The organism is Aeromonas sp. HMWF016 (genome assembly GCF_963878195.1).
GTDB lineage: Bacteria > Pseudomonadota > Gammaproteobacteria > Enterobacterales > Aeromonadaceae > Aeromonas > Aeromonas lacus.
Window position 1 is genome coordinate 1 of sequence record NZ_CAWNWX010000011.1, and the last position, 20868, is coordinate 20868.

General features: G+C 57.8%; 21 protein-coding genes. 18 read left to right on the forward strand and 3 right to left on the reverse strand.

From position 1 onward, the window contains the following. The 5 genes from AACS24_RS01105 to AACS24_RS01125 form a co-directional block, all read left to right on the forward strand. On the forward strand, positions 1–939 hold a 939-nt coding region (locus AACS24_RS01105), incomplete at its 5' end, for a glycosyltransferase (protein ID WP_108572095.1). 40 nt (positions 940–979) lie between these two features. After that, positions 980–1693 (forward strand): glycosyltransferase family 25 protein, encoded by a 714-nt coding sequence (locus AACS24_RS01110; RefSeq protein ID WP_258223042.1) that lies wholly within the window; start codon positions 980–982, stop codon positions 1691–1693. A gap of 3 nt (positions 1694–1696) precedes the next feature. Then, positions 1697–2713: a glycosyltransferase family 9 protein gene (locus AACS24_RS01115; RefSeq protein WP_258223043.1), complete on the forward strand. Its 1017-nt coding sequence runs from the start codon at positions 1697–1699 to the stop codon at positions 2711–2713. Positions 2714–2741: 28 nt separating this feature from the next. Continuing rightward, positions 2742–3839, forward strand: coding sequence for a glycosyltransferase family 9 protein (locus AACS24_RS01120; protein ID WP_108572096.1), 1098 nt, complete (start codon positions 2742–2744; stop codon positions 3837–3839). 135 nt (positions 3840–3974) lie between these two features. Continuing rightward, positions 3975–5174, forward strand: a complete 1200-nt coding sequence (locus AACS24_RS01125; RefSeq protein ID WP_108572122.1) for a 3-deoxy-D-manno-octulosonic acid transferase — start codon at positions 3975–3977, stop codon at positions 5172–5174. A 42-nt stretch (positions 5175–5216) separates the two neighbouring features. Here the strand turns inward: AACS24_RS01125 and AACS24_RS01130 are convergent, their stop codons facing one another. Beyond that, a complete protein-coding gene (locus AACS24_RS01130) occupies positions 5217–5756 on the reverse strand; it encodes a hypothetical protein (RefSeq protein ID WP_108572097.1) in 540 nt (179 codons plus the stop codon). A gap of 299 nt (positions 5757–6055) precedes the next feature. Between AACS24_RS01130 and AACS24_RS01135 the strand changes: the two genes are divergently transcribed. The 7 genes from AACS24_RS01135 to AACS24_RS01165 all read left to right on the forward strand — a co-directional run bounded on the left by AACS24_RS01135 (position 6056) and on the right by AACS24_RS01165 (position 11074). Next, entirely contained in the window at positions 6056–6772 is a 717-nt protein-coding gene (locus AACS24_RS01135) for a substrate-binding periplasmic protein (protein WP_108572098.1), read from the forward strand. A gap of 73 nt (positions 6773–6845) precedes the next feature. Further along, entirely contained in the window at positions 6846–7667 is an 822-nt protein-coding gene (locus AACS24_RS01140; RefSeq protein ID WP_041209800.1) for an AraC family transcriptional regulator, read from the forward strand. Positions 7668–7707: 40 nt separating this feature from the next. Then, positions 7708–8343: a LysE family translocator gene (locus AACS24_RS01145; RefSeq protein ID WP_108572099.1), complete on the forward strand. Its 636-nt coding sequence runs from the start codon at positions 7708–7710 to the stop codon at positions 8341–8343. Positions 8344–8593: 250 nt separating this feature from the next. Then, the gene (locus tag AACS24_RS01150) at positions 8594–9250 is read left to right on the forward strand and encodes a DUF3313 domain-containing protein (RefSeq protein WP_108572100.1); all 657 of its coding nucleotides are present in this window, start codon (positions 8594–8596) and stop codon (positions 9248–9250) included. Between the two features lie 243 nt (positions 9251–9493). Then, on the forward strand, positions 9494–10006 hold the full coding sequence (locus tag AACS24_RS01155; protein WP_033113954.1) for a cupin domain-containing protein: 513 nt from the start codon (positions 9494–9496) through the stop codon (positions 10004–10006). A gap of 27 nt (positions 10007–10033) precedes the next feature. Next, a complete protein-coding gene (locus tag AACS24_RS01160) occupies positions 10034–10546 on the forward strand; it encodes a cupin domain-containing protein (protein ID WP_108572101.1) in 513 nt (170 codons plus the stop codon). Positions 10547–10627: 81 nt separating this feature from the next. Continuing rightward, positions 10628–11074 (forward strand): SRPBCC family protein, encoded by a 447-nt coding sequence (locus AACS24_RS01165; protein WP_108572102.1) that lies wholly within the window; start codon positions 10628–10630, stop codon positions 11072–11074. A gap of 99 nt (positions 11075–11173) precedes the next feature. Here the strand turns inward: AACS24_RS01165 and AACS24_RS01170 are convergent, their stop codons facing one another. Continuing rightward, entirely contained in the window at positions 11174–11674 is a 501-nt protein-coding gene (locus AACS24_RS01170) for a DUF1993 domain-containing protein (protein WP_108572103.1), read from the reverse strand. 290 nt (positions 11675–11964) lie between these two features. Here AACS24_RS01170 and ydfZ point away from each other — a divergent pair, with 290 nt between their 5' ends. From ydfZ to AACS24_RS01185, 3 genes are all read left to right on the forward strand, one after another. After that, a complete protein-coding gene (ydfZ, locus tag AACS24_RS01175; protein ID WP_005357022.1) occupies positions 11965–12162 on the forward strand; it encodes a putative selenium delivery protein YdfZ in 198 nt (65 codons plus the stop codon). 739 nt (positions 12163–12901) lie between these two features. Then, complete coding sequence (locus tag AACS24_RS01180) at positions 12902–13429, forward strand: REP-associated tyrosine transposase (protein ID WP_108572104.1); 528 nt, start codon at positions 12902–12904, stop codon at positions 13427–13429. Between the two features lie 161 nt (positions 13430–13590). After that, the gene (locus tag AACS24_RS01185; RefSeq protein ID WP_146181445.1) at positions 13591–14286 is read left to right on the forward strand and encodes a hypothetical protein; all 696 of its coding nucleotides are present in this window, start codon (positions 13591–13593) and stop codon (positions 14284–14286) included. 131 nt (positions 14287–14417) lie between these two features. Here AACS24_RS01185 and uvrD read toward each other — a convergent pair whose 3' ends face one another. Further along, on the reverse strand, positions 14418–16589 hold the full coding sequence (uvrD, locus tag AACS24_RS01190) for a DNA helicase II (RefSeq protein WP_108572105.1): 2172 nt from the start codon (positions 16587–16589) through the stop codon (positions 14418–14420). Positions 16590–17097: 508 nt separating this feature from the next. Between uvrD and AACS24_RS01195 the strand changes: the two genes are divergently transcribed. The 3 genes from AACS24_RS01195 to AACS24_RS01205 all read left to right on the forward strand — a co-directional run bounded on the left by AACS24_RS01195 (position 17098) and on the right by AACS24_RS01205 (position 20868). Next, positions 17098–18096, forward strand: a complete 999-nt coding sequence (locus AACS24_RS01195) for a BMP family lipoprotein (protein WP_033115676.1) — start codon at positions 17098–17100, stop codon at positions 18094–18096. A gap of 91 nt (positions 18097–18187) precedes the next feature. Continuing rightward, positions 18188–19753, forward strand: a complete 1566-nt coding sequence (locus AACS24_RS01200) for an ABC transporter ATP-binding protein (protein ID WP_108572106.1) — start codon at positions 18188–18190, stop codon at positions 19751–19753. After that, on the forward strand, positions 19753–20868 hold the full coding sequence (locus tag AACS24_RS01205; RefSeq protein WP_108572107.1) for an ABC transporter permease: 1116 nt from the start codon (positions 19753–19755) through the stop codon (positions 20866–20868). The genes AACS24_RS01200 and AACS24_RS01205 overlap by 1 nt, the downstream gene beginning before the upstream one ends.

Consider the following 20868-nt stretch of genomic DNA (forward strand, 5'->3'; position numbering starts at 1 on the left):
GATATTGCCCAAGTAGCAAAAATTGTAAATTTTGACTTTAATATTGGTGGTTCTTTTTTATCAAAATTAATTGGTTCAATAAGAAAACGACAAAAAATCAATAGGCTGGTGGAAAGTAACGATCTTGTTATTGATTTTCTTGATGGTGATTTTTTCAAGTATTTAAAACACTGCTCCAAGCCAAAGGTGATGTGGTTACATTCAAGTTTTTATAATCTTGAACTGCGAAAAAGACACATGAGGAAAAGGTGCGATAAATACGATAGGGTTGTTTTGATCTGTCAGGATATGCTCGCGGAACTTCAGTGTGAGAAAATGAATTGGTTAGAGAGAACACATGTTATTTACAATCCATTTGATTTCTCTAACATATTAAGTCTCAGTGAAAAACATGAAGAGAATTCCTTTGCTGAAATAGCTTTTTTACAAAAAAAATATATCTTAAGTGTTTCTCGTCTGGACGAGCAGACCAAGGATATTGAAGGCTTAATACTGGCTTATGCCAAAGCGCTGGATAATCAATTTGATAAAGATCTGGTTATTATTGGTGATGGTCCAGATCGGGACTATCTGGAATCGGTAGCCGCTAACTTGAATTTGCATGACCGCGTTCATTTTATCGGTCTTAAAGCCAACCCCTATGTATGGATGAAGCATGCTGATACCTTCGTGTTGAGTTCACGGGGAGAGGGATTTGGATTGGTATTGGTAGAGGCATTATTGCTATGTGGCCGGGTTATTTCTACCGATTGCCCTGTTGGCCCCAGTGAGGTTCTTGAGCGTGGGCGGCTGGGTACTCTGGTACCTATGGGAGATGTGCCTGCATTGACCGATGCATTGCTCAACCCTCCCCCGAAATTATCAAATATTGACCTTGCTAAATATTCAAGCGAGAGTGTCTTGAAAGAATTTGATAATATGTTGCGCGAGCTTTTATAAACAATTTCATCCCCCTTGCTCGATGAATGAGGGGGTTCGGATGGTAGATAACATGATCCCAGTTTTTGTCATCAGTCTTTCCCGTAGTGCCGAACGCCGAGAGATGGCGTGCAAGCAGATGAAGCATTTAGGCATTGAGTTCAGTTTTTTTGATGCCATTGATGGCCGTAATTTGATGGAAGGAGATGTCGGGCTGGTTGATATGGTTGAAGCCAAGGCTATTTCCGGGCATGAACTGAGCCTTGGCGAGATCGGGTGCGCGCTTAGCCATATCAAGCTTTACGAGATGATGGTCGCAAAGGGTATCGAGCGTTGTGTCATTCTTGAAGATGACGCTTACCTGCATATGCATTTCAAGAAAATCGTTGAAAAGATAGCTTCGTGCAATCGCTCCGACATTGTCTTCCTGCACCATGGCAAGGCTAAAAAATGGCCTCTTTTGCGAGCTCTGCCAGAGGGTTACAGACTTGCCAAATACAGGACGCCCAGCAAAGGCTCCAAGCGTGCGGTGTTGTCTGCTGCCGGTTACATATTGACGCTGGAGGGGGCCAAAAAGTTATTGGCCAGGGCCTATCCGGTGCGGATGCCGGCGGACTACCTGACGGGCCTCCTGCAATTGACGGGCGTAAGTGCGTCTGGTGTTGAGCCCTGCTGTCTCGATGTCGATCTGTTCGCCACCACGATTGACGATCGTGCCTATGGTCACTATCTCGAGCAGAACGCTGACGGCAAGCCGTCGGTGCCGGGCGAATAGATCATGAATTTGAAGAAATTTGCCAAGTTCCAGTTTGCTCGCTATCTGCTTTGTGACCAGCCTGCGGCGAAGAAGATTGAAGAGCCAGTCCGCTCTCTGCTCGTTATCTGTTTCGATGCCATCGGTGACTTTGTGTTGTCACTGCCAGCACTGGATGCCCTGAAACGGCGTTATCCAGAGGCCGCTGTTGAGCTGCTGTGCAGTCCGCGCAATGCCGCCTTGGCTCGTACCGTGGACGGAGTGGTGGCCTACCATCCCGTTACACTGAACGATCGTCTGTGGGATGCAGGCGGTTGGCGCCAGTTGCGAGCACTGAAGGCTCGACAGTTTGATCTGGTGATCAATCTTTTCGATGAGCCGGACGAGCTGGCCATGGCCAAGATGCTGTTTGTTGCCAATGGTCGTCTGGTCTCTTTGCCGCTGCGGCGCAAAAGCGACAATCAGCAGAGATTGCTGCCCGATTTCCGGCAGAGAGCCCGTGAAGTGGCGGCCGCTCGCGAGCCTCACTTCGTCAACAGGATGCTGGCTATTGCTGAGGGTGAAACCTCAGCAACCAATATTCCCTGCCCTTGCAATCCCGATTATGAGACCCGCAGTTTTGGGCGCTATGTGATCGTCAATCTGGCTGGCAGCCAGCGTGGCAATACCATTGGCCGTGAGCTGCAAGGTGAGTTGCTGCGTGCTCTGCCTGCTCATGACAAGCTTCGCTATCTGCTGTTTAGTCGCGACCCCCTGGCTGTTGCCCGGCCGGATCTCACCGCCATCTATCCGGATTCGATTCTGGATTCAGCGACGCTGATCCGCGATGCCTGCGCCGTGTTATCCACCGATACCTCGATCATCCACATTGCGGCCTCCTACGAGGTTCCCACCCTGATCCTGATGAACAGCGAGCCGTGGCGCGATGCTTTTATTCCGCTTTATGGTTCCCATCAGCTGGTGAGAGCCCCGGGAGAGAGCCTCGCTACCTTGGAGGTGGCCGAAGTGAGTGCCGCCCTCAACAGCATGCTGGTATCCTGATCCCCTTTGTTTGGATTCCGAGGTCTCCATGGGACTGATTAATGAGCTGCAACTGGCGCGCGATGTATTGCGTCGCTGGTTGGGTCGCTGGTTGTTTGACCGGGCGCACAGTCGTCCGGCTGACGATGGCAGTGGCAAGGTGGTGCTGCTTCGTTGGGATGCCAAGCTGGGTGATGCCATCGTCTCTTCTTGGGTCGCGCGGGAAATCCGCCGGGCCCAGCCAGGGCGGGAAGTGTGGGTCGTGACGACCAGTGCCATGGCTCCGCTATTTCGCGATCATCTGGGGGCCGATCGGGTCATCGAGGTACCCAAGCGCCCGGCTTATGGCGAACTGAAAGCGCTGGCGCACTCTCTGGGGCGGGTCGGATATCTGGTCCATCTTGGCAAGTCGCTGAAGATGAAAGATATCTACTTTTTGAATCAGGTCGATGCCTGCCACATTGCGGGCATGGATGATGCGCTGGCCTCCATTGATATCAAGCTTGGCGAGCGCACGGCCGGACGCCACTTTGCCGACAAGTTTGCGGCGCTGCTGGCCAGCATGGGGATTCACGATCCCGATACCCGATATGTGATCCCCCATAGTCCTGACTGGGAGCAAAATCTGGCAGCATGGTGGCCAGCCGCGCAGCCTGTGATCGCGTTTAATCCATACGGCAGTGGCGGTGCTCGCCGTCTGCAGCCGGATATGATTGCCCGCATGCTGGAGCTGATGTTGGCCCATTGTCAACAAACCCTCTGCCTGCTTTTCCCGCCAGGGATGGAGCAGGAAGTCGCCACATTGCGCGCAAAAGCCAGCGAGCCAGCACGGATCCTGCTGTCGCCAGAGGTGCCATCGATTGGCGGGCTCTTTACCCAGCTGCGTCACTCGGTTGGTCTGGTGTCGGTTGATACCGCCACCGTACATATTGCGGCGGGACTGAACTTGCCGATCCTGGGGCTCTATAACCCGGATCTGGGCGGAGGAGGTGAAAACTACGCGGAGTGGCACCCCAATACCCGGGATGCCATGGCACTGTTTTCCAAATCGCTGACCAGTCAGGATATCAATTCGCTGGATATGAACGAGTTCGAGCAGACCTTCTCCAGATGGATTGCCTCGATGAATAACAAGAACCCTACATAACAGGAGCCACAGGGATTGAACGAATTACAAAAGAGGAGCGGATCCAAAGGGCTGTTTTATCTGGGCCTTGGTGGGGGGCTTCTGATCTCCCTGATTTTCTTCCAGTTGCAACTCCTCACCGGCGATCAACTTCAAATGCTCTACAAGGGCTACCTTGGCGCTTATGAAGGGGTCTGGCTCAGCTATGGCAATGCGGCGAGTGCGGTGGGCAATGTGCCGGGCAGCTTGTCTGCATGGCTGATCGGCGGGCCGCTGCTGCTGTGGGATTCTCCCTATGCCCCCATGCTGCTGCTGCTGGCGATGCGGTTGGTCGGTTTCCTGCTGTTTGATGCGGTGATCCGTCAGGTGTTTGATGACAGGGTGCGTCTGCTGTTTCTGGTGCTCTGTTGGCTTAACCCCTGGTTCCAGTACGAGAGTCTGCTCTACAACCCCTCCTATCTGTTCCTCTTCTCGGCCATGCACTGCTGGTCGGCCTGGCATATGCGCGAGCGGGCCTCCTTCTGGCACATGATCGTGCACCTGCTGGCTATCGGCATGGCGATGCAGTTGCACTACTCCTGGCCGCTGCTGGCGGTGATGTCCACCTACCTCTTCTGGCGCCGCATTCTCAAGGTGAGCTGGAGCGGAGTGGTGGTGGCTGCCCTGTTGATCGGTGCATCCCTGATCCCTTACGCCATGGAAGTGATGAGCAATAGCCACATCACCCAGAACGTCGATCCCGAGGCGCGTCAGCGCTATATCGGCTGGGGGCTGGTGCATGTCTATCCGGTGTTGAAATCAGTGCTCTACTGGCTGCGCTACGGCTCCTGGCTGTTTGCCAGCAAGCTGGTCAACGATACCCAGTTTATCTGGCTGGCGGGGCACGAATATCTGCAGCTGGCGGCGATCTGGCTGTGGCGGATCGTGATTTACGGGGTGGGCTCGGCGACCGTGTTGCTGGCGGCCAAGGCCAACTGGCAGCTGTGGCGCGAACTCAAGCCGCGTTTGCTGCGCAGTGATCGTGCCGAGGTGGATGGCGAGAGCTGGCTCGGCCTCTATGCGCTGGCAGCTGTGCTGGCGGTACTGGTTAGTGCGGCGCTCTCACCCATCATCTTCAACTACTGGCACCTGATGCTGATCTTCCCCTACGCCCTGTTCCCGATCCTCTTGCTGCTGGTGCGCTGGAGCCGCCGTTATCCCCAGTGGCTCGGCAAGGGGCTGCTGGCGGCCACCCTGTTCTGCACCGCAGTCAACCTGATTGCAGCATGCGACAGCACCAAGTTCTCCTATCAGGCGGACTACAAGCTGCAGGTGCAGGAGTATCTGCAGGAGATGAAGCTGCAACCCGGGCAGTGAGTCATCAACAGCCAGCCTTCCGATCTTGGGGGCTGGCTGTCACTATTCGAAACGGTCCATATGGGCGAAGTTTTTGGCTTCTGCAACCCAACCCTCACGCCCTTGCTTGTCTCGAATTTTTACCCACCACTGGTTCTGTGGTGACGAACCGTATCTGATCTCTTTGCGCGCATAGTCGTAATCGAGGATGTAGGTCTTGCCTTTGTACCAGAACAGGCCATCGCCTTCGCCCAGCCAGCCGAGGATATAAAGTTTCTCCCCTGCCTTCATATTCAACAGCGGCCCTTTCCCCTCCTTGCTGTAGCCCAGTTTGACCGGTCTGAGTATTTCGACGATCCCCGGTTGTTTGGTAATGACGACCCCGGTCAGCCCTTCCACCTGCTGGCCGCGGGGCAGCCGGAATAGCTCTTTGGCAGTCAGGGATGGCTCGGCTCTGACGATCACTTCTTTCTTAGTCGCCCACGCCTGATAGGTACAACCTTCAAACGGGCAGCGACCCCAGTCGTAATAGGGCAGGCGCGGCTTTTCATCAGAACTTACGGTCGTAGCGAACAACGACAACAACAGCAAAAACAGTCTCATGAATCTACCTGTCCGGCGGGGCGATCACCCGCTGGTTTGATCAATGGGGCAGCACTATATCTCAAGACCCCAAAATCCATCAAAGCAGCGGCATTATTGATTTTCACCGCAATAAAACGGGTGGTCGATGGTCATGGGAGTAGGGGGCAAAAGGGGCCGCAGAACGGGGGGAGCAGATAGCCCGCCCCTTTACGTTGTGCCATGCTGATGGCTATCAGAGCATCGGGTCGGCACTTATGGGCATCTCTCGTTCGGGTATGCGTTTGTTATTACTGCTATCGGCACTTCTACTTCCTTTTATGACCATCAGCCAAGCCGTGGCGGTCAATGCGCCACTGCGGGGATGTGTCTTCCAGCTGGCGCCACTGGTCACCATCGATCAGCAGGGCAAGGTCTCCGGGCCAGTGATCGACTACTTTCGCCGCCACATCGAACCCGTGATCGGTCGCACCATCGAGTGGCAGGGGCTCAATGTGGCACGATTGCTCAGCAACCTCGAGAGCGGCGAGTGCGATCTGACCCCGCTGCTGAGTTACACGCCGGAGCGGGCCCGTCATTTCCACTATGTCGACCCGCATCTGTTGCTGCTGCGGCCGGTGCTGGTGGTACTGGTGCCATCGCGACTGCGTTCGATTGAGCGGCAGGAGGATCTCTACGGCACGACCATCGGCTGGTCGAGTCAGGCGATCGTGCCGCCGCTGTTGCAGCATCCGCAGATCCATATCGACACCCTTTCCCAGCTCAGCTGGGAGCATGGCAACATGCAGAAGTTGCTGCGCGGGCGGATTGATGCTGCGCTCTTCTCCAACGATATTTCCGCCAACCATTTTCGCGCCAAGCTCTCAGCGGCGACCCGCCTGATCTACCTGCCGGTCACTCCGCTGGAGGTGCATATCGTGCTGACCAAGTCGCTGGGGGATGCCAACCCCGAACTGGCGCAACGCATGCGCCAAGTGGTGGAACGGGTGCCGCTCGCCTCGCTGGTGGAGGCGACTCCGCGGCTGTGGGGACGCTGAGCTGCTGCAACCACGTTGCCGGAATGCAATAATCTACAAGCTCTCCAGCTTGCTTGCGGTGTATCTATAGCCCATGAGTACCACTGATTCTCTTATCCGCTACTGGCAATCCCCGCACCTGCCGGGGGTCGAGCTGTCACACTCCCATCATCGGGCGTTCAGCTATGGCCGCCATGTCCATCTCGACTACCATATCGGGCTGGTGCAGCGGGGTGGCCAGAAGTTTATCCACAAGGGAAACAGCCACACCCTGGTGCGCGGCGAACTGTCGACCGTCAATCCCGACGAGGTACACGACGGCCTCAGCCTGCTGCCGGAAGGGTACGAGGTGCGGGTCTTCGCCATCGATCCGCAGCAGCTCTCCCTCTGGCTGCCCGATCAGCCTGAGCCCTTCTTCGACAAGGGGTTGCAGAGTCGTCCCGACCTCTATCAGGGCTTTGCCCAGCTGCACAGCTATCTCGACAACCCGCAGGCTGATGGCCTGCTGATCGAGGGGCAGCTGCTCGCCCTGCTCGGGGAATTGTTGCAACTGGCGCCTGAAGTACACCAGCTGGCCGATCCCCAGCTGCGCTATCTGCGCGACTATCTGCTGGCCCGGCTCGACGAGCCTCACTCGCTGGAGGAGCTGGCCGGGCTGGTCGGTCTCGATCGCTTCGCCTTCCTGCGCCAGTTCAAGAAGCGCAGCGGCATGACTCCCTACGCCTGGCTCAAGCGGCTGCGGCTGGAGCAGGGCAAGCGGCTGCTGGCGAGCGGGATGGCGGTGAGCGAGGTGGCGCTGGCGGTCGGTTTCTTCGACCAGAGCCACTTCCACCACGGTTTTCGCCAGGCTTTTGGCCTGACCCCGGCCGAATTTCGTGCCCAGATGCAATCTTTTACAAGCCGGACGCCCCGCTGATCCGCCATGCTGGCGGCATATCACTTTTTTGAGAGTTGCTATGCTGACCAGTCTTTTCCTTACCCTTGGCCTTATGCACCTGATTGGGCTGGCCAGCCCCGGCCCCGATTTTGCCCTGATCCTGCGCACCAGCCTGCACCGGCCGACCGCCCTTGGCGCGGCGCTCGGCATCTCGCTCGCCATCATGGTGCACGCCACCCTCAGCCTGACCGGCATCAGCATGCTGATCGCCAACAACCCCATGTTGTTTATGGTGATCAAGTGCGGCGGCGCCCTCTATCTGGGCTGGCTTGGCTGGGGTGCCCTGATGGCAGCCCGCCAGCAGAGCAGTACCGTAATGCAGAGTGCAGCCAACGAGCTGCGCGGTTGGGGCAAGGGCGTGCGCGCCGGTATCGCCACCAACCTGCTCAACCCCAAGGCGCTGGTGTTCTTTATCGGCATGCTGGCGGCCATGGTGTCGCCAGAGGTGGATGGGGTAGCCCGCAGCCTGCTGGTGGCCGAACTTTTCATTATCTCGGTCTGCTGGTTCGGCATGCTGGCCTGGAGCCTCTCCACCTCCCGAGCCCAGCAGCTGCTGCAACGGGTGCAGCGGCCACTCAATCTGGTCACCGGCGTACTGTTTGCGACGGTGAGCCTCTCCATTCTGGCCAGCATGGGCGCCGAGCTCATCGCCTGACAGACAGAATGCGGGGGATTCGTCCCCCATCTCCCTGCACCGATTGTGTTTGTCGTCTGCCCGCTGGCGGGCATTTTTCCCCGTTCCGTATGACAACTTGGATGGCACCTGAACATTCGGCATATGTCGCTTGTGAGAAGGGGGGGAAATAGGGTATTTCTCTGGGTGAATCGGAGGCAACCAGCACGGGATCGCCCGCCGTGTGGAGCAAAATCCACAGCAAAAACAATCGGTCAATGCAGGAGCAAATATGAAAAAGGTCGTGATGGTTGCCATGGCGGCGGCCCTTCTGGGCGGCTGCGCCGTAAAGAATCAGGTCTCCCACAGCTTGCAGGCGATTCCGCTGACTGCCTTCCAGCAGAACGAGAGCAACCCCAGCCAGCGTGTCTACAAGGAGCCCGGTGTTGATCTGCGCCAGTACAATCAGGTGCTGCTCGATCCGCTCCAGTTTATCCGGCAGGAGAATGGCCAGTGGTATCTGCTGACCGCCAACGAACAGAACCAGATTGGCCGCTACTACCACGACAAGTTCCAGAGCGAGCTGATCCGTAACGGTGTCAAGATTGCCACCGCCCCCGGCCCGGGAGTAATGCGGATCCAGGCCGCCGTCACCAACTTCGACCTGACCCGTCCTGACCCGAAACTGCGTGACCTGATGCCGGCCAAGATCGCCATCAACGTCACCCGCGAAATGATCGGCAAGGAGCCCTACCTGCTCAAGGTGGGCAGCATGGCCCAGTTGCTCGACTCCCAGAGCGGCAAGCTGCTGGTGCGGGTGATGGATGCCCGCGAGAGCCCGGACACCACCCACAAGGATGCGCCCATCACCGCCGAGGAGATGGAGAAGATGATCGACCTGTGGGCAGCCAGCCGCGCCAAACAGCTGGCCGACAATCTTGGCAAGTAAGCTCGGCAAGTAAGCGTCTGCTGTATCAAGAGAGGGAGCCATCGGCTCCCTCTTTTTTTGGTTCGATGGCGGGCCACCGCCATGGCTCGCAGCCCTTGCCAGCAGGGCGATCAGCCCGTTGCCGAGTCCGCCTTTTCGCCATCTGCTGCGATACGGGCTGCCGATTTCTGCTTTTCTCCCCGCTATTTTGGCAGTTAGGATGACCCTTCCCGTGACCGTCTCCTCATAGCAGAAGGAACCACTATGAACCGTCACCCCGGCATCAAGCACTGGCGCGAGCTGCAAGAAGCAGAGCCGGGATGTTATCCCGGCAGTCAGGAGCGAATGTCCCTCGGCAGCGCGCTGGGCAGGCACTTTGGCTTTAGCCGCATCGGTATTCACCACGAGCTGGTGGCGCCCGGCCACCGTACCAGCTGGCCCCACGCCGAAAAGACCGAGGACGAGTTCGTCCACGTACTGGAAGGGACGCCCGATGTCTGGCTGGATGGTGTGCTCTATCGGTTGCAGCCGGGTGACTCGGTCGGTTTCAAGGCCGGTAACGGGCTGGCCCACACCTTTATCAACAATACCGATGAGCCGGTGCGGCTGCTCTGCGTAGGTGATCGGGATCGCGCTGACAACCGCATCCACTATGCCCTGCACCCCGAGTACAACCGTCAGATCGGCGCACGCCACTGGGACGATGTGCCCGAGCGCGAGCTGGGTGATCACGATGGTCTGCCTGATCGGCTGCGCGAGCGCAACGGCCCTTTCTAACTGCCCCTCATAGCATAAGGAACCACTATGAACCGCCACCCCTGCATCAAACACTGGAGCGAGCTGCAAGAGCAGGAGCCGCGCTACTACTCCGGCAGTCAGGAGCCCCTTTCCCGCGGCTGTGCCCTCGGCAAACACTTCGGCTTTAGCCGCATCGGCATTCACCACGAGATTGTCGAACCCGGCCATCGCACCAGCTGGCCCCATGCCGAGAAGACCGAAGACGAGTTTGTCCACGTGCTGGAAGGGACGCCGGATGTCTGGCTCGATGGCGTGCTCTATCGGCTGCAACCGGGGGATTCGGTGGGTTTCAAGGCCGGTGACGGGCTGGCCCACGCCTTTATCAACAACACCGAAGAGACTGTCCGCCTGCTCTGCATCGGCGATACCGATCGGGAGGACAACCGCATCCACTACGCCGTTCACCCCGAGCGCAACATCACCCTTGGCAAGCTGCACTGGGACGATGTGCCCGCGCGCGAGCTGGGCGATCACGATGGCCTGCCCGACAAGCTGCGCGAGAGCAACGGCCCCTTCTAACGCAGAGTGATGGCCACCCGATGGGGTGGCTTTTCGCGCTGGCGACTATCCTTTGGGACTCAATCCAGTAAGGAGGTGAACATGACAACAGGAACAGTGCGACTTCATCGCGTCATCAAGGCGCCACCGATGCGGGTCTATCGGGCCTTTACCGAGGCGCAGGCGCTGGCCAAATGGCTGCCGCCCCACGGTTTTACCTGTCAGGTGGAGCATCTGGATGCCCGGGTTGGCGGCTCGTTCCGGATGTCCTTCACCAACTTCGCCAGTGGCCATAGCCAGACCTTCGGCGGCGAATACCTCGAACTGGTGCCGGGCGAGCGGATTCGCTACACCGATCGCTTCGATGAACCCGGCCTCGCCGGGGTGATCCATGTCTCCATCATCCTGACCGCGGTGAGCTGCGGTACCGAGCTGGCGGTGGTGCAGGAGGGGATCCCCGCCGCCATTCCGCTGGAGATGTGCTATCTCGGCTGGCAGGAGTCGCTGACCCAGCTGGTGGCGCTGGTGGAACCCGATATCCCCGGCTAATGGCCGGTGGCGGGCAGGGCATTCGCCTCGCTCGCCAGCCGCTTGAAACAAAGAGAGCCTGCCAGATGGCAGGCTCTCGTCATTCTGGTCGGGGCGACCTTATTGCATGTTGAGCCCGCCCAGATAGTCGCGCTTGCCGAGATCGATCCCGGCCCGGCGCAGCAGGGCGTAGGCCATGGTGAGGTGGAAGTAGAAGTTGGGAATGCCGTACTCATGGACGCAGGTATGGCCATCCATCCCCTTGCCACCCGCCCAGTGGGGCACATAACGGCCGCTGGCATACTGGCTGTAGTCCGCGTCCAGCTTGCCTTGCAGATAGCTGATGGTCTTGCCGATATGGGTGCGCAGATCCGGGATGGTTTTGGGCTCATCGCCCATGGCCGGCAGCTCGCTGTGGCTGGCGGTGGCCACCACGGTGCGGGCCGAATCGCAGCAGATCAGCACCTGCTTGCTGAAGGGCAGCATATCGACGATCAGCCGATCGCCGAAGAAGTTGTCCACGTTGAACTGCTTCGCCGCGGCGTGAGCCTCGGCCTTGGCCAGACAGTGGTCGAGGTTGGTCAGCATCTTGATGAACTGGGCGGTGATATCGCGATTCATGAGCACTCTCCATCTTGTTGATACAGCGGCCCGCGTGCGCGGCCACGGTGAATGAGACTGGCTAATCGGCCACCAATATACCCCAACCGCTGCCGGGTTCGAGCCCGTGGTGACAAAAAGAGCAGGGCAGCGCCATTGCGCGCGACAGCCGCTGGCCATGCTCGCTTTTTCACCTCGTGAGTCCCTCTCTGCCCCTTTTTTGATCTGTGACATAAATCACCTTTTTTCAGAGGCGTAGGCTGATCCCGCTGCCCGGAGCACCCACCCGGGTACAAGAAAAGGAGAGTGTAATGAAGATCTATGACCGGAACCGAAATGTGCTGAACCAGGGTCAGCGCGTCATGATTGCCGCCACCGGCGCCGTCGACTTCCTGAAAGAGGCTCATACCGACAACATGACTCCCTATCAGGCGGAGCACGAGAAGTGCGTGCTGCTGGCAAACTCCGGGGAGCGCTACGCCCCCATCGAGTTGATTAGACTAGGCTGATCCCTTTCCCTGTCACCCTACTCTTTACAATTCACCCGGCCGCCGCGCCTGACGGCCGGGTTTCTGAGTTCCCCCTCCTGTTTTGCCCACTCCTTTATTGGATTAACGCTGGTATCGAGCGGTGCGACCGCCTGCCATTGCCCGCAGAGTCGCCGGTGTTACCCCCTCGCCCTGTGGGAGAGGGTCGGGGTGAGGGGATCGGTTGTCATGAGCAGACTGAGGTTGCTCCCTCGCCCTGCGGGAGAGGCTGGGGTGAGGGGATCGGTTGTCATGAGCTGACTGAGGTTGCGCCCTCGCCCTGTGGGAGAGGGCCGGGGTGAGGGCATTGCTTGCCACCCACTGGTCGCCGTTATCATCCGCCCGCTAATACATCCCATCTCACCACCCTGTAAATCGGCCAACCCCTTGTTGGCGCCTGTGATGGCAGCCCAGTACCTGAGTGGCAGCCAAAACGGTTGGTATAAATTTAATTTATAGTTTTTGCGAAAATACTATCGTTTTGTCTTATGCAGGCAGGCGGCGGGCCACACGCTCTCGTTTGGCTGCCTGCGGGGCTCTGGAAGGCAATGGCCGATTTGAGATAACGGGAATGGCTCGAAGTAAAAGGGATATGTAGGTTCGATTAGCGAAGCGTAATCGGACGATCGCGTAATGGAACATCCGCACCATCACGGCCCGCAAGCAGATCGAAGTGAGGCAAGGCTATGCTTGACTTTTCGGTCTAAACGAGGGGAAGAAGATGGCCAATTGGCGGCGGGCATGGTGGCCCGGAGGAACCTGGTTCTTTACCGTCAACCTGCTGGAGCGGCGCAACAACCGGTTGCTGGTGGAGCAGATCGACCTGCTGCGCCATAGCGTTGCCAAGGTGCAACAGGCTCACCCCTTCGCCATTCACGCATGGGTCGTGTTGCCCGACCATCTCCACTGCATTCTCTCTTTGCCGGAGGGGGACACCGATTTCCCCCTGCGTTGGCGGCTGATCAAAAGCCACTTTTCCCGCGCCTTGCCGGTGAACGAACGCCGCAGCCAGACCCGGTTACGCCACGGGGAGCGGGGTATCTGGCAGCGCCATTATTGGGAACACCTGATCCGGGATGAGCAGGATTACTGCCGCCATATGGATTACGTCCATATCAACCCGCTCAAGCATGGTCATGTTACGCGGGTGGCCGATTGGCCGTATTCCACCTTCCATCGTTACGTGGCGAGCGGCGTCTATCCGCAGGATTGGTGTGGGTCGGTGGATGGGGTGGGGGGATTGGAGTAAACCTCTAAAAGGGTTGTTCAGTTGTAAGCGACCGATTACGCGAACGTCTTACGCGATTGTCCGATTACTCGATCGTCCGATTACGCTTCGCTAATCGAACCTACGGCCCTGGATTTCTGTTAATATAATCTCTCATTATATATAATCTCATAGGGTGAAATGTGAAAGTCAGGAATACAAATATAATACTATTTTGCGCACTGTCCGCAATAACGTTCCTTATCGGCTTCGTTATAGGCGGTGCGGTTGACTATAGCCCCACTAGTGATAATCCTTGGCCATCATATCTATCCATTGCATTTACCATACTAAGTGGAGGCTCTGGTGTAATTTCATTGTTAGTGATTATATACACATTTAGTTTGTGGCGTTCTCAGCAATTTGAATCAGAAGAAATTAAGACTAGAGCTACAATATTGAAGCTTTCCTCATCAGCAAAAAGTATAATTGAATTATTATTCATGTATCTACGTGTAGCAAATGCTCTACCAAATAGTGTTGGAGGTAAAAATAAGATTGAGCAGCTTAAGGCTGATCTAAGAGAGTTAAATAGAAACTTAAGTGCAGAAATATTACATTGCGAGTATCTCCAGGAACAAAAAGCTCCCCTTGTCAAGTCAAAGTCATATGAAAGTTTTATCACTGCATTAGGCATTATGTTAATAGATGACATGACATCTAACAATTCTCTTCCTGCTAATGATGATTTTATTTTTGAGTTGGCACCAGTATTGCGAAAGCATGTCAACAGTGATCAAATTTCATTTAAAAACTTAAAGTCAATAAATGAATTGATATATGAAGACTTGGTAAATGAAATTCGTGATAGGTCAAAATTATTTAGCTTCAATCGCTAGTCTATTTAATAGTCGGTAGGTTCGAATAGCGAAGCGTATTCGGACGATCGCGTATTTAACGTTGTCGCGATAATGGATATAAAAACCAACCCGGCCTAAGCCGGGTTGGTTGTATCAAAAGGCGGGAAAAATCAGAGCGCTTCCAATCTGGCATACGCCGTCACCAGCCACTTGGCGCCGACGTCGTCGAACTGGATCTGCACCCGACTCTGCTGGCCGACCCCTTCGAAGTTGAGCACGATTCCTTCCCCGAATTTCGGATGGAGCACCCGCTGGCCGAGCTTGATGCCGCTGGCGTCAAAGCTCTGCTGCACCTCGTTCTGGCTAAAGCGGCCGTACTGGGTGGGGCGGCTCACCTGAGTGCGCAGCCGGATCTCTTCCAGACACTCGGCGGGCATCTCGCGAATAAAGCGGCTCGGCTTGTGGAACATCTCGCGGCCGTAGATGCGGCGGCTCTCGGCATAACAGATGTAGAGCTTCTCCATGGCGCGGGTCATGCCGACGTAACACAGGCGCCTTTCCTCTTCCAGTCGGCCCGACTCCTCGGTCGATTGCTGGCTGGGGAACATGCCCTCTTCCACGCCGACCAGCAGCACCAGCGGGAACTCCAAGCCCTTGGCGCTGTGCAATGTCATCAGCTGCACCGCATCGGCATATTCGTCGGCCTGATTCTCGCCGGACTCCAGCGCCGCGTGGGCGAGGAAGGCGGAGAGATCGCTCATATCCTCCAGCTCGTCCGGGCGCTGGTACTGGCGGCAGGCGGTGACCAGTTCGTCCAGGTTCTCTACCCGCGCCTGGGATTTCTCGCCCTTTTCCGCCAGATACATCGCCTTGAGGCCGGAGTTCTGGATGGCGATATCCGCCTGCTGGTGCAGTGGCAGCATGGAGACCTGCTCTTCCAGCGCGTCGATCAGCTCGACAAAGCCGCGCACTGCGTTGCCGGCGCGACCGGTCAGCACCTTGTCATTGAGCAGCGCCTTGGCCGATTGCCACAGGTTGAGCCCCTGATCACGGGCGTTGCCGCGCAGGATCTCGAGGGTGCGATCGCCGATGCCACGGGTCGGGGTGTTGACCACCCGCTCGAAGCTGGCGTCGTCGCCACGGTTGTTGATAAGCCGCAGGTAGGCCATGGCATCTTTAATCTCTTGCCGCTCGAAGAAGCGCAGGCCGCCGTAGATGCGATAGGGCATGGCGTCCTGCATCAGCGCCTCTTCCAGCACCCGCGACTGGGCGTTGGAGCGATAGAGGATGGCGCAGTCGGCCAAGAGGCCGCCCTTTTCCTTCCAATCCTTGAGGCGGCCGACCACGAAGCGCGCTTCGTCCACCTCGTTGAAGGCGGCATAGAGCGAAATCGGGTCGCCTTCGGCCCCTTCGGTCCACAGCTCCTTGCCAAGGCGCTCGGCGTTGTTGGCGATCACGCTGTTGGCGGCTTTGAGGATATTGGCGGTGGAGCGGTAGTTCTGCTCGAGGCGGATGGTCTCGGCCCCCTGATAGTCGGTCAGGAAGCGCTGGATGTTCTCGATCTTGGCGCCGCGCCAGCCGTAGATGGACTGGTCATCGTCGCCGACGATCATCACCTTGCCGCTGTTGCCCGCCAGCATCCGCAGCCAGGCGTATTGAATGCCGTTGGTGTCCTGAAACTCGTCCACCAGGATGTTCTGGAAGCGGTCGCGGTAGTGTTCGAGGATGTGCGGCCGGTTGAGCCACAGCTCGTGGGCGCGCAGCAACAGCTCGGCAAAGTCCACCAGTCCGGAGCGATCGCAGGTCTCCTGATAGGTCTTGTAGATCTGCTGATAGGTGCGGGTGACGGGGTCGCCGTAGAGATCGATGTCGCCGGGGCGCAGCCCCTCGTCCTTCTTGCCGTTGATGTAGCCCATCACGGCGCGCGGGGCCCAGTGCTTCTCGTCGAGGTTGAGCGCCTTGAGCACCCGGCGGATCAGCCGGTACTGGTCGTCGGAGTCGAGGATCTGGAAATCCTGCGGCAAGCCCGCATCCAGATGGTGGGCCCGCAGCAAACGGTGGGCGATGCCGTGGAAGGTGCCGATCCACATGCCGCGTACGCCGTCGCCGATCACCTTCTCGACCCGGCCACGCATCTCGGCCGCCGCCTTGTTGGTAAAGGTGACCGCGATGATGGAGAAGGGTGAACAGCGTTCCACCTGCATCAGCCAGGCGATACGGTGCACCAGTACCCGGGTCTTGCCCGAACCGGCACCGGCCAGCACCAGCAGGTTGCTGCGGGGCGCCGCAACGGCATCTCTTTGCTTGTCGTTGAGCCCGTCGAGCAGGGTTGAAACGTCCATCACCACTCCTGTTTATTTATACAGGCGGCGATTATACGGCCATCCCCCCGTCAGACCAACTGCAAACTCCGCACGGCGGGCTGGCAAGGGGAGTCGGGCAGGGCGGCTGCGCCGGTTTCTGGTCGGCAAAATGACGGCGGACGGGGGATGATTTCCAGCTGTAGCCAGCGGCCGGATTGCGCGCCGCGCGGTTATTTTGCGAGCCGGATCACGGGGCGATGGGTGGGGCAGATGCCCAACCGGGGAAAACGGTTTAGAGTAACCAATTGAACAATAAGAGAAATGTCGTTTGGGTCTCTGAATTGTCAGCATAAACAACTGAAAAGTAGCTAAAAAACAACTGCTTATAAGGTTATTTGCTTATAATTCAAACCGTTAACGCAAACGTTTTTCCCTTATCATTTGCTTGACCCGCACCGGGGCTGACTTAGAGTAACCCTGCGTGCTAGATGACCCGCTGCGGCGGGCAAGCAAGTTCCCTCACTTAATAACAATCAAGGATACGATCGTGACTAAAGTGCTCAAACTGGCCACCGTGGCCTCCCTCACTCTCGCTGCTCTCTCTGCTCAGGCTGCTTCCGAGCCGGCCGTGATCTATGACACCGCGGGCAAGTACGACAAATCATTCAACGAAGCCGTGTTCCGTAACGGCGTCGAGCTTTACAACAAGGACAAAGGGGTAAAGGTCAAAGAGTTTGAGCCCCAGAACGAAGCCCAGCGCGAGCAGGGTCTGCGTCGTCTGGCCAGCCGTGGCAACGGCCCGATCGTGGCGGTCGGCTTCAACATGGGGTCTGCGGTAGAGAAGGTTGCGACCGAATTCCCGAAAACCCAGTTCACCATCATCGACATGGTGGTCGACAAGCCGAACGTCCAGTCCGTCATCTTCAAGGAGCATGAAGGTTCCTTCCTGGTGGGCGCACTGGCTGCCATCGCCTCCAAAACCGGCAAGGTCGGTTTCGTGGGTGGCATGGACATCCCGCTGATCCGCAAGTTCGAGTGCGGCTACGAGCAGGGCGCCAAGTACGTCAATCCGAAGATCGAAGTGTTCCAGAACATGGCGGGCTCTACCCCGGCCGCGTTTGCTGACCCGGCCAAAGGTGCCGAGCTGGCCAAGTCCCAGTTCGCCAAAGGCGCTGACGTGGTTTACGCCGCAGCTGGCGGTACCGGTATCGGTGTCTATCAGGCAGCCAAGGACAGCGGCAAGTTTGCCATCGGCGTAGACTCCAACCAGAACCACCTGCAACCGGGCACCATGCTGACCTCCATGGTCAAGTCCGTGGGTCTGGCTGCTTACCAAACCTGGGATGACGCGGCCAAAGGCCAGTGGAAACCGGGGATCAAGAACCTGGGTCTGGCCGAAGGCGGTGTGGATTGGGCGCTCGACAAGGACAACGAGAAGCTGATCACTCCGGAGATGAAAGCCAAGGTGGATGCCATCAAGGCCGAGATTATTTCAGGCAAGGTCAAGGTTCATGACTACATGAGCGACAATACCTGCAAATACTAATTAGATAGTTGCTGCTACGACTCTCAACGCACCGACCGGCCCGCACGGGCCGGTTTTTACAGTCTTATTTCATGAAACGCAGGGCTGCATCATGGACCAGACAGATCGCTATGCCATCGAATTAAGAGGTATCGATAAGCGGTTCGGCGAAGTGTACGCCAACAAGCTGATCGACCTTAAGGTTCGGAAAGGCAGTATTCACGGCATCGTTGGCGAAAACGGCGCCGGTAAATCCACCCTGATGAGCATCATTTACGGCTTCTACCATGCCGATAAAGGAGAGATGCTGATCGACGGGAATCCTTTCAAACCCCACGGTTCACAAGATGCGATTGCCGCAGGCGTGGGCATGGTGCACCAGCACTTCATGCTGGTGAACAACTTTACGGTTTTGGAAAACGTCATCCTCGGCGCTGAAAATGGCTGGCACCTTCAGCAGAGCGTGGCGTCGGCAGAGAAGCTGCTCGGCGAGCTGGCGCGGGACTATGGTCTCGAGGTGCCACTGCACGAGAAGGTGGAAGATCTGCCGGTGGGCCTGCAACAGCGGGTCGAAATTCTCAAGGCGCTCTATCGCGGCGCCCGTATCCTGATCCTCGACGAGCCGACCGGGGTACTCACCCCGCAAGAGGCGGATCACCTGTTCAAGGTGCTGGAGAAGCTGCGGGATCAGGGGGCGACCATCATCCTCATCACCCACAAGCTGCGCGAGATCCTGGCCATCACGGATCAGGTCTCCATCATGCGCCGCGGCGAGATGGTGGCACACGTTGCCACCAAGGATACCGACAAGGAGCAGCTGGCCGAACTGATGGTGGGCCGCAAGGTGCGCCTCAAGGTCGACAAGGGGCCGACCGAGCCGGGCGAAGCCAAGCTGAAGGTCGAGGGGCTCAGCTACTTCGACGCCAGCAAGGTGGAGCGGGTCAAATCGGTCAGCTTCGAGGTGCGCGCCGGTGAAGTGGTCGGCATCGCCGGGGTCTCCGGCAACGGCCAGTCCGAGCTGCTCAGCCTGCTTGGCGGCATCATCAAGCCGAGCAAGGGCGGCTTTACCATCAGCAGCCGCAGCGGCGTGCACAAGGTGAGCGCCGAGCAGGCGGCCGATCCCGAGATGGTGCGCAACTTCGGTCTCGGCCATGTGCCGGAAGATCGCCACAAGATGGGTCTCATCAACCGCTTCGAGGCGAAAGAGGCCTTTATCCTCGGTTATCACCGTCGTCCGCAATACAACAAGGGGTGGCTGCAGAACAAGGAGGCGATCCAGCAGGATTGTCAGGCCAAGATGGAGAAGTGGGACGTGCGCCCGCCCCATCCCGACCACAAGACCGCCAACTTCTCAGGTGGCAACCAGCAGAAGCTGGTGATCGCCCGTGAAGTGGAGCAGGACCCGGATGTGCTGTTGATTGGCCAGCCGACCCGCGGGGTCGACATCGGCGCCATCGAGTATATCCACCAGCAGATCATCGCCATGCGCGACAAGGGCAAGGCTGTGCTGCTGGTCTCGGTCGAACTGGACGAGATCATGAGTCTCTCTGACCGCATTCTGGTTATTGCCGACGGTCGCATCGTCGGCGAGCTGGATGCCGCCAAAGCGGACGAGCGCACTATCGGCCTGATGATGGCTAACATAGTGCCGGATGAAGTTGCCAAGGAGGCCCACTGATGAGCCAAGTACGTATTCCTGCCTGGGTCTCCGTGGGCGTGGTGTCTGCGGTCAACATCCTGCTGGCCTTCCTGGTGTCGGCCATCCTGTTCTACTACCTCGAGATCAACCCGGTCGATGCCGCCAAGATTATGTGGTACGGCGCCTTCGGCACCGGTGAAGGGTTTGGCTTTACCCTCTACTACGCCACCGGCTTTATCTTCACCGGTCTGTCGGTAGCGGTCGCCTTCCACGCCGGTCTGTTCAACATCGGCGGTGAAGGTCAGGCCTATATCGGTGGTCTGGGTGTGGGTCTGGTCTGTCTGACCCTCGGCGATGTGCTGCCGTTCTCCCTGCTGTTGCCGCTCTCCATCGTTGCCGGTGGCCTGTTCGGTGCGGCCTGGGCCTTTATTCCGGCCTGGCTGCAAGCCAAGCGCGGCAGCCACATCGTTATCACCACCATCATGTTCAACTTCATCGCTGCCTCGCTGATGGCCTATCTGCTGGTGGAGGTGTTCAAGCCGCCCGGTTCGATGGCGACCGAGAGCAAGGTGTTTGCCGAAGCGAGCTGGCTGCCCAAGATGACCGGGCTGGCGAGCCTGTTTGGCGTCGAGATGCCGAACAGCCCGCTCAACATCAGCTTCTTTTGGGCGCTGATCTGTGCGGCGCTGGTGTGGGTCTTTATCTGGCACACCCGCTGGGGCTACGAGATCCGCTCGGTCGGCGCCAGCCAGAGTGCCTCCGCCTACGCCGGTATCTCCTATCCCAAGGTGGTGATCCTGGCCATGGTGATCTCCGGCATGCTGTCGGGCTTCTTCGCCCTCAACGTGCTGCAGGGTGAGCTGCACCAGATCAAGCTCAACTTCGTGGAAGGGTTCGGCTTCACCGGTATTGCGGTGGCGCTGATGGGGCGCAACCACCCGGTCGGCGTCATCATCGCCAGCCTGCTGTTCGGCTTCCTCTATCAGGGGGGCGCCGAGCTCAGCTTCGAGTTCGGTGTCGACCGCAACATCGTAGTGGTGCTGCAGGGTCTGGTGATCCTGTTCTGCGGCGCACTGGAGCACATGATGCGTCCGCGCATCGAGCAGCTCTATCTGGCGTTTGCCAACCGCTCTGCGCAAGTTAAGGGGGCCTGA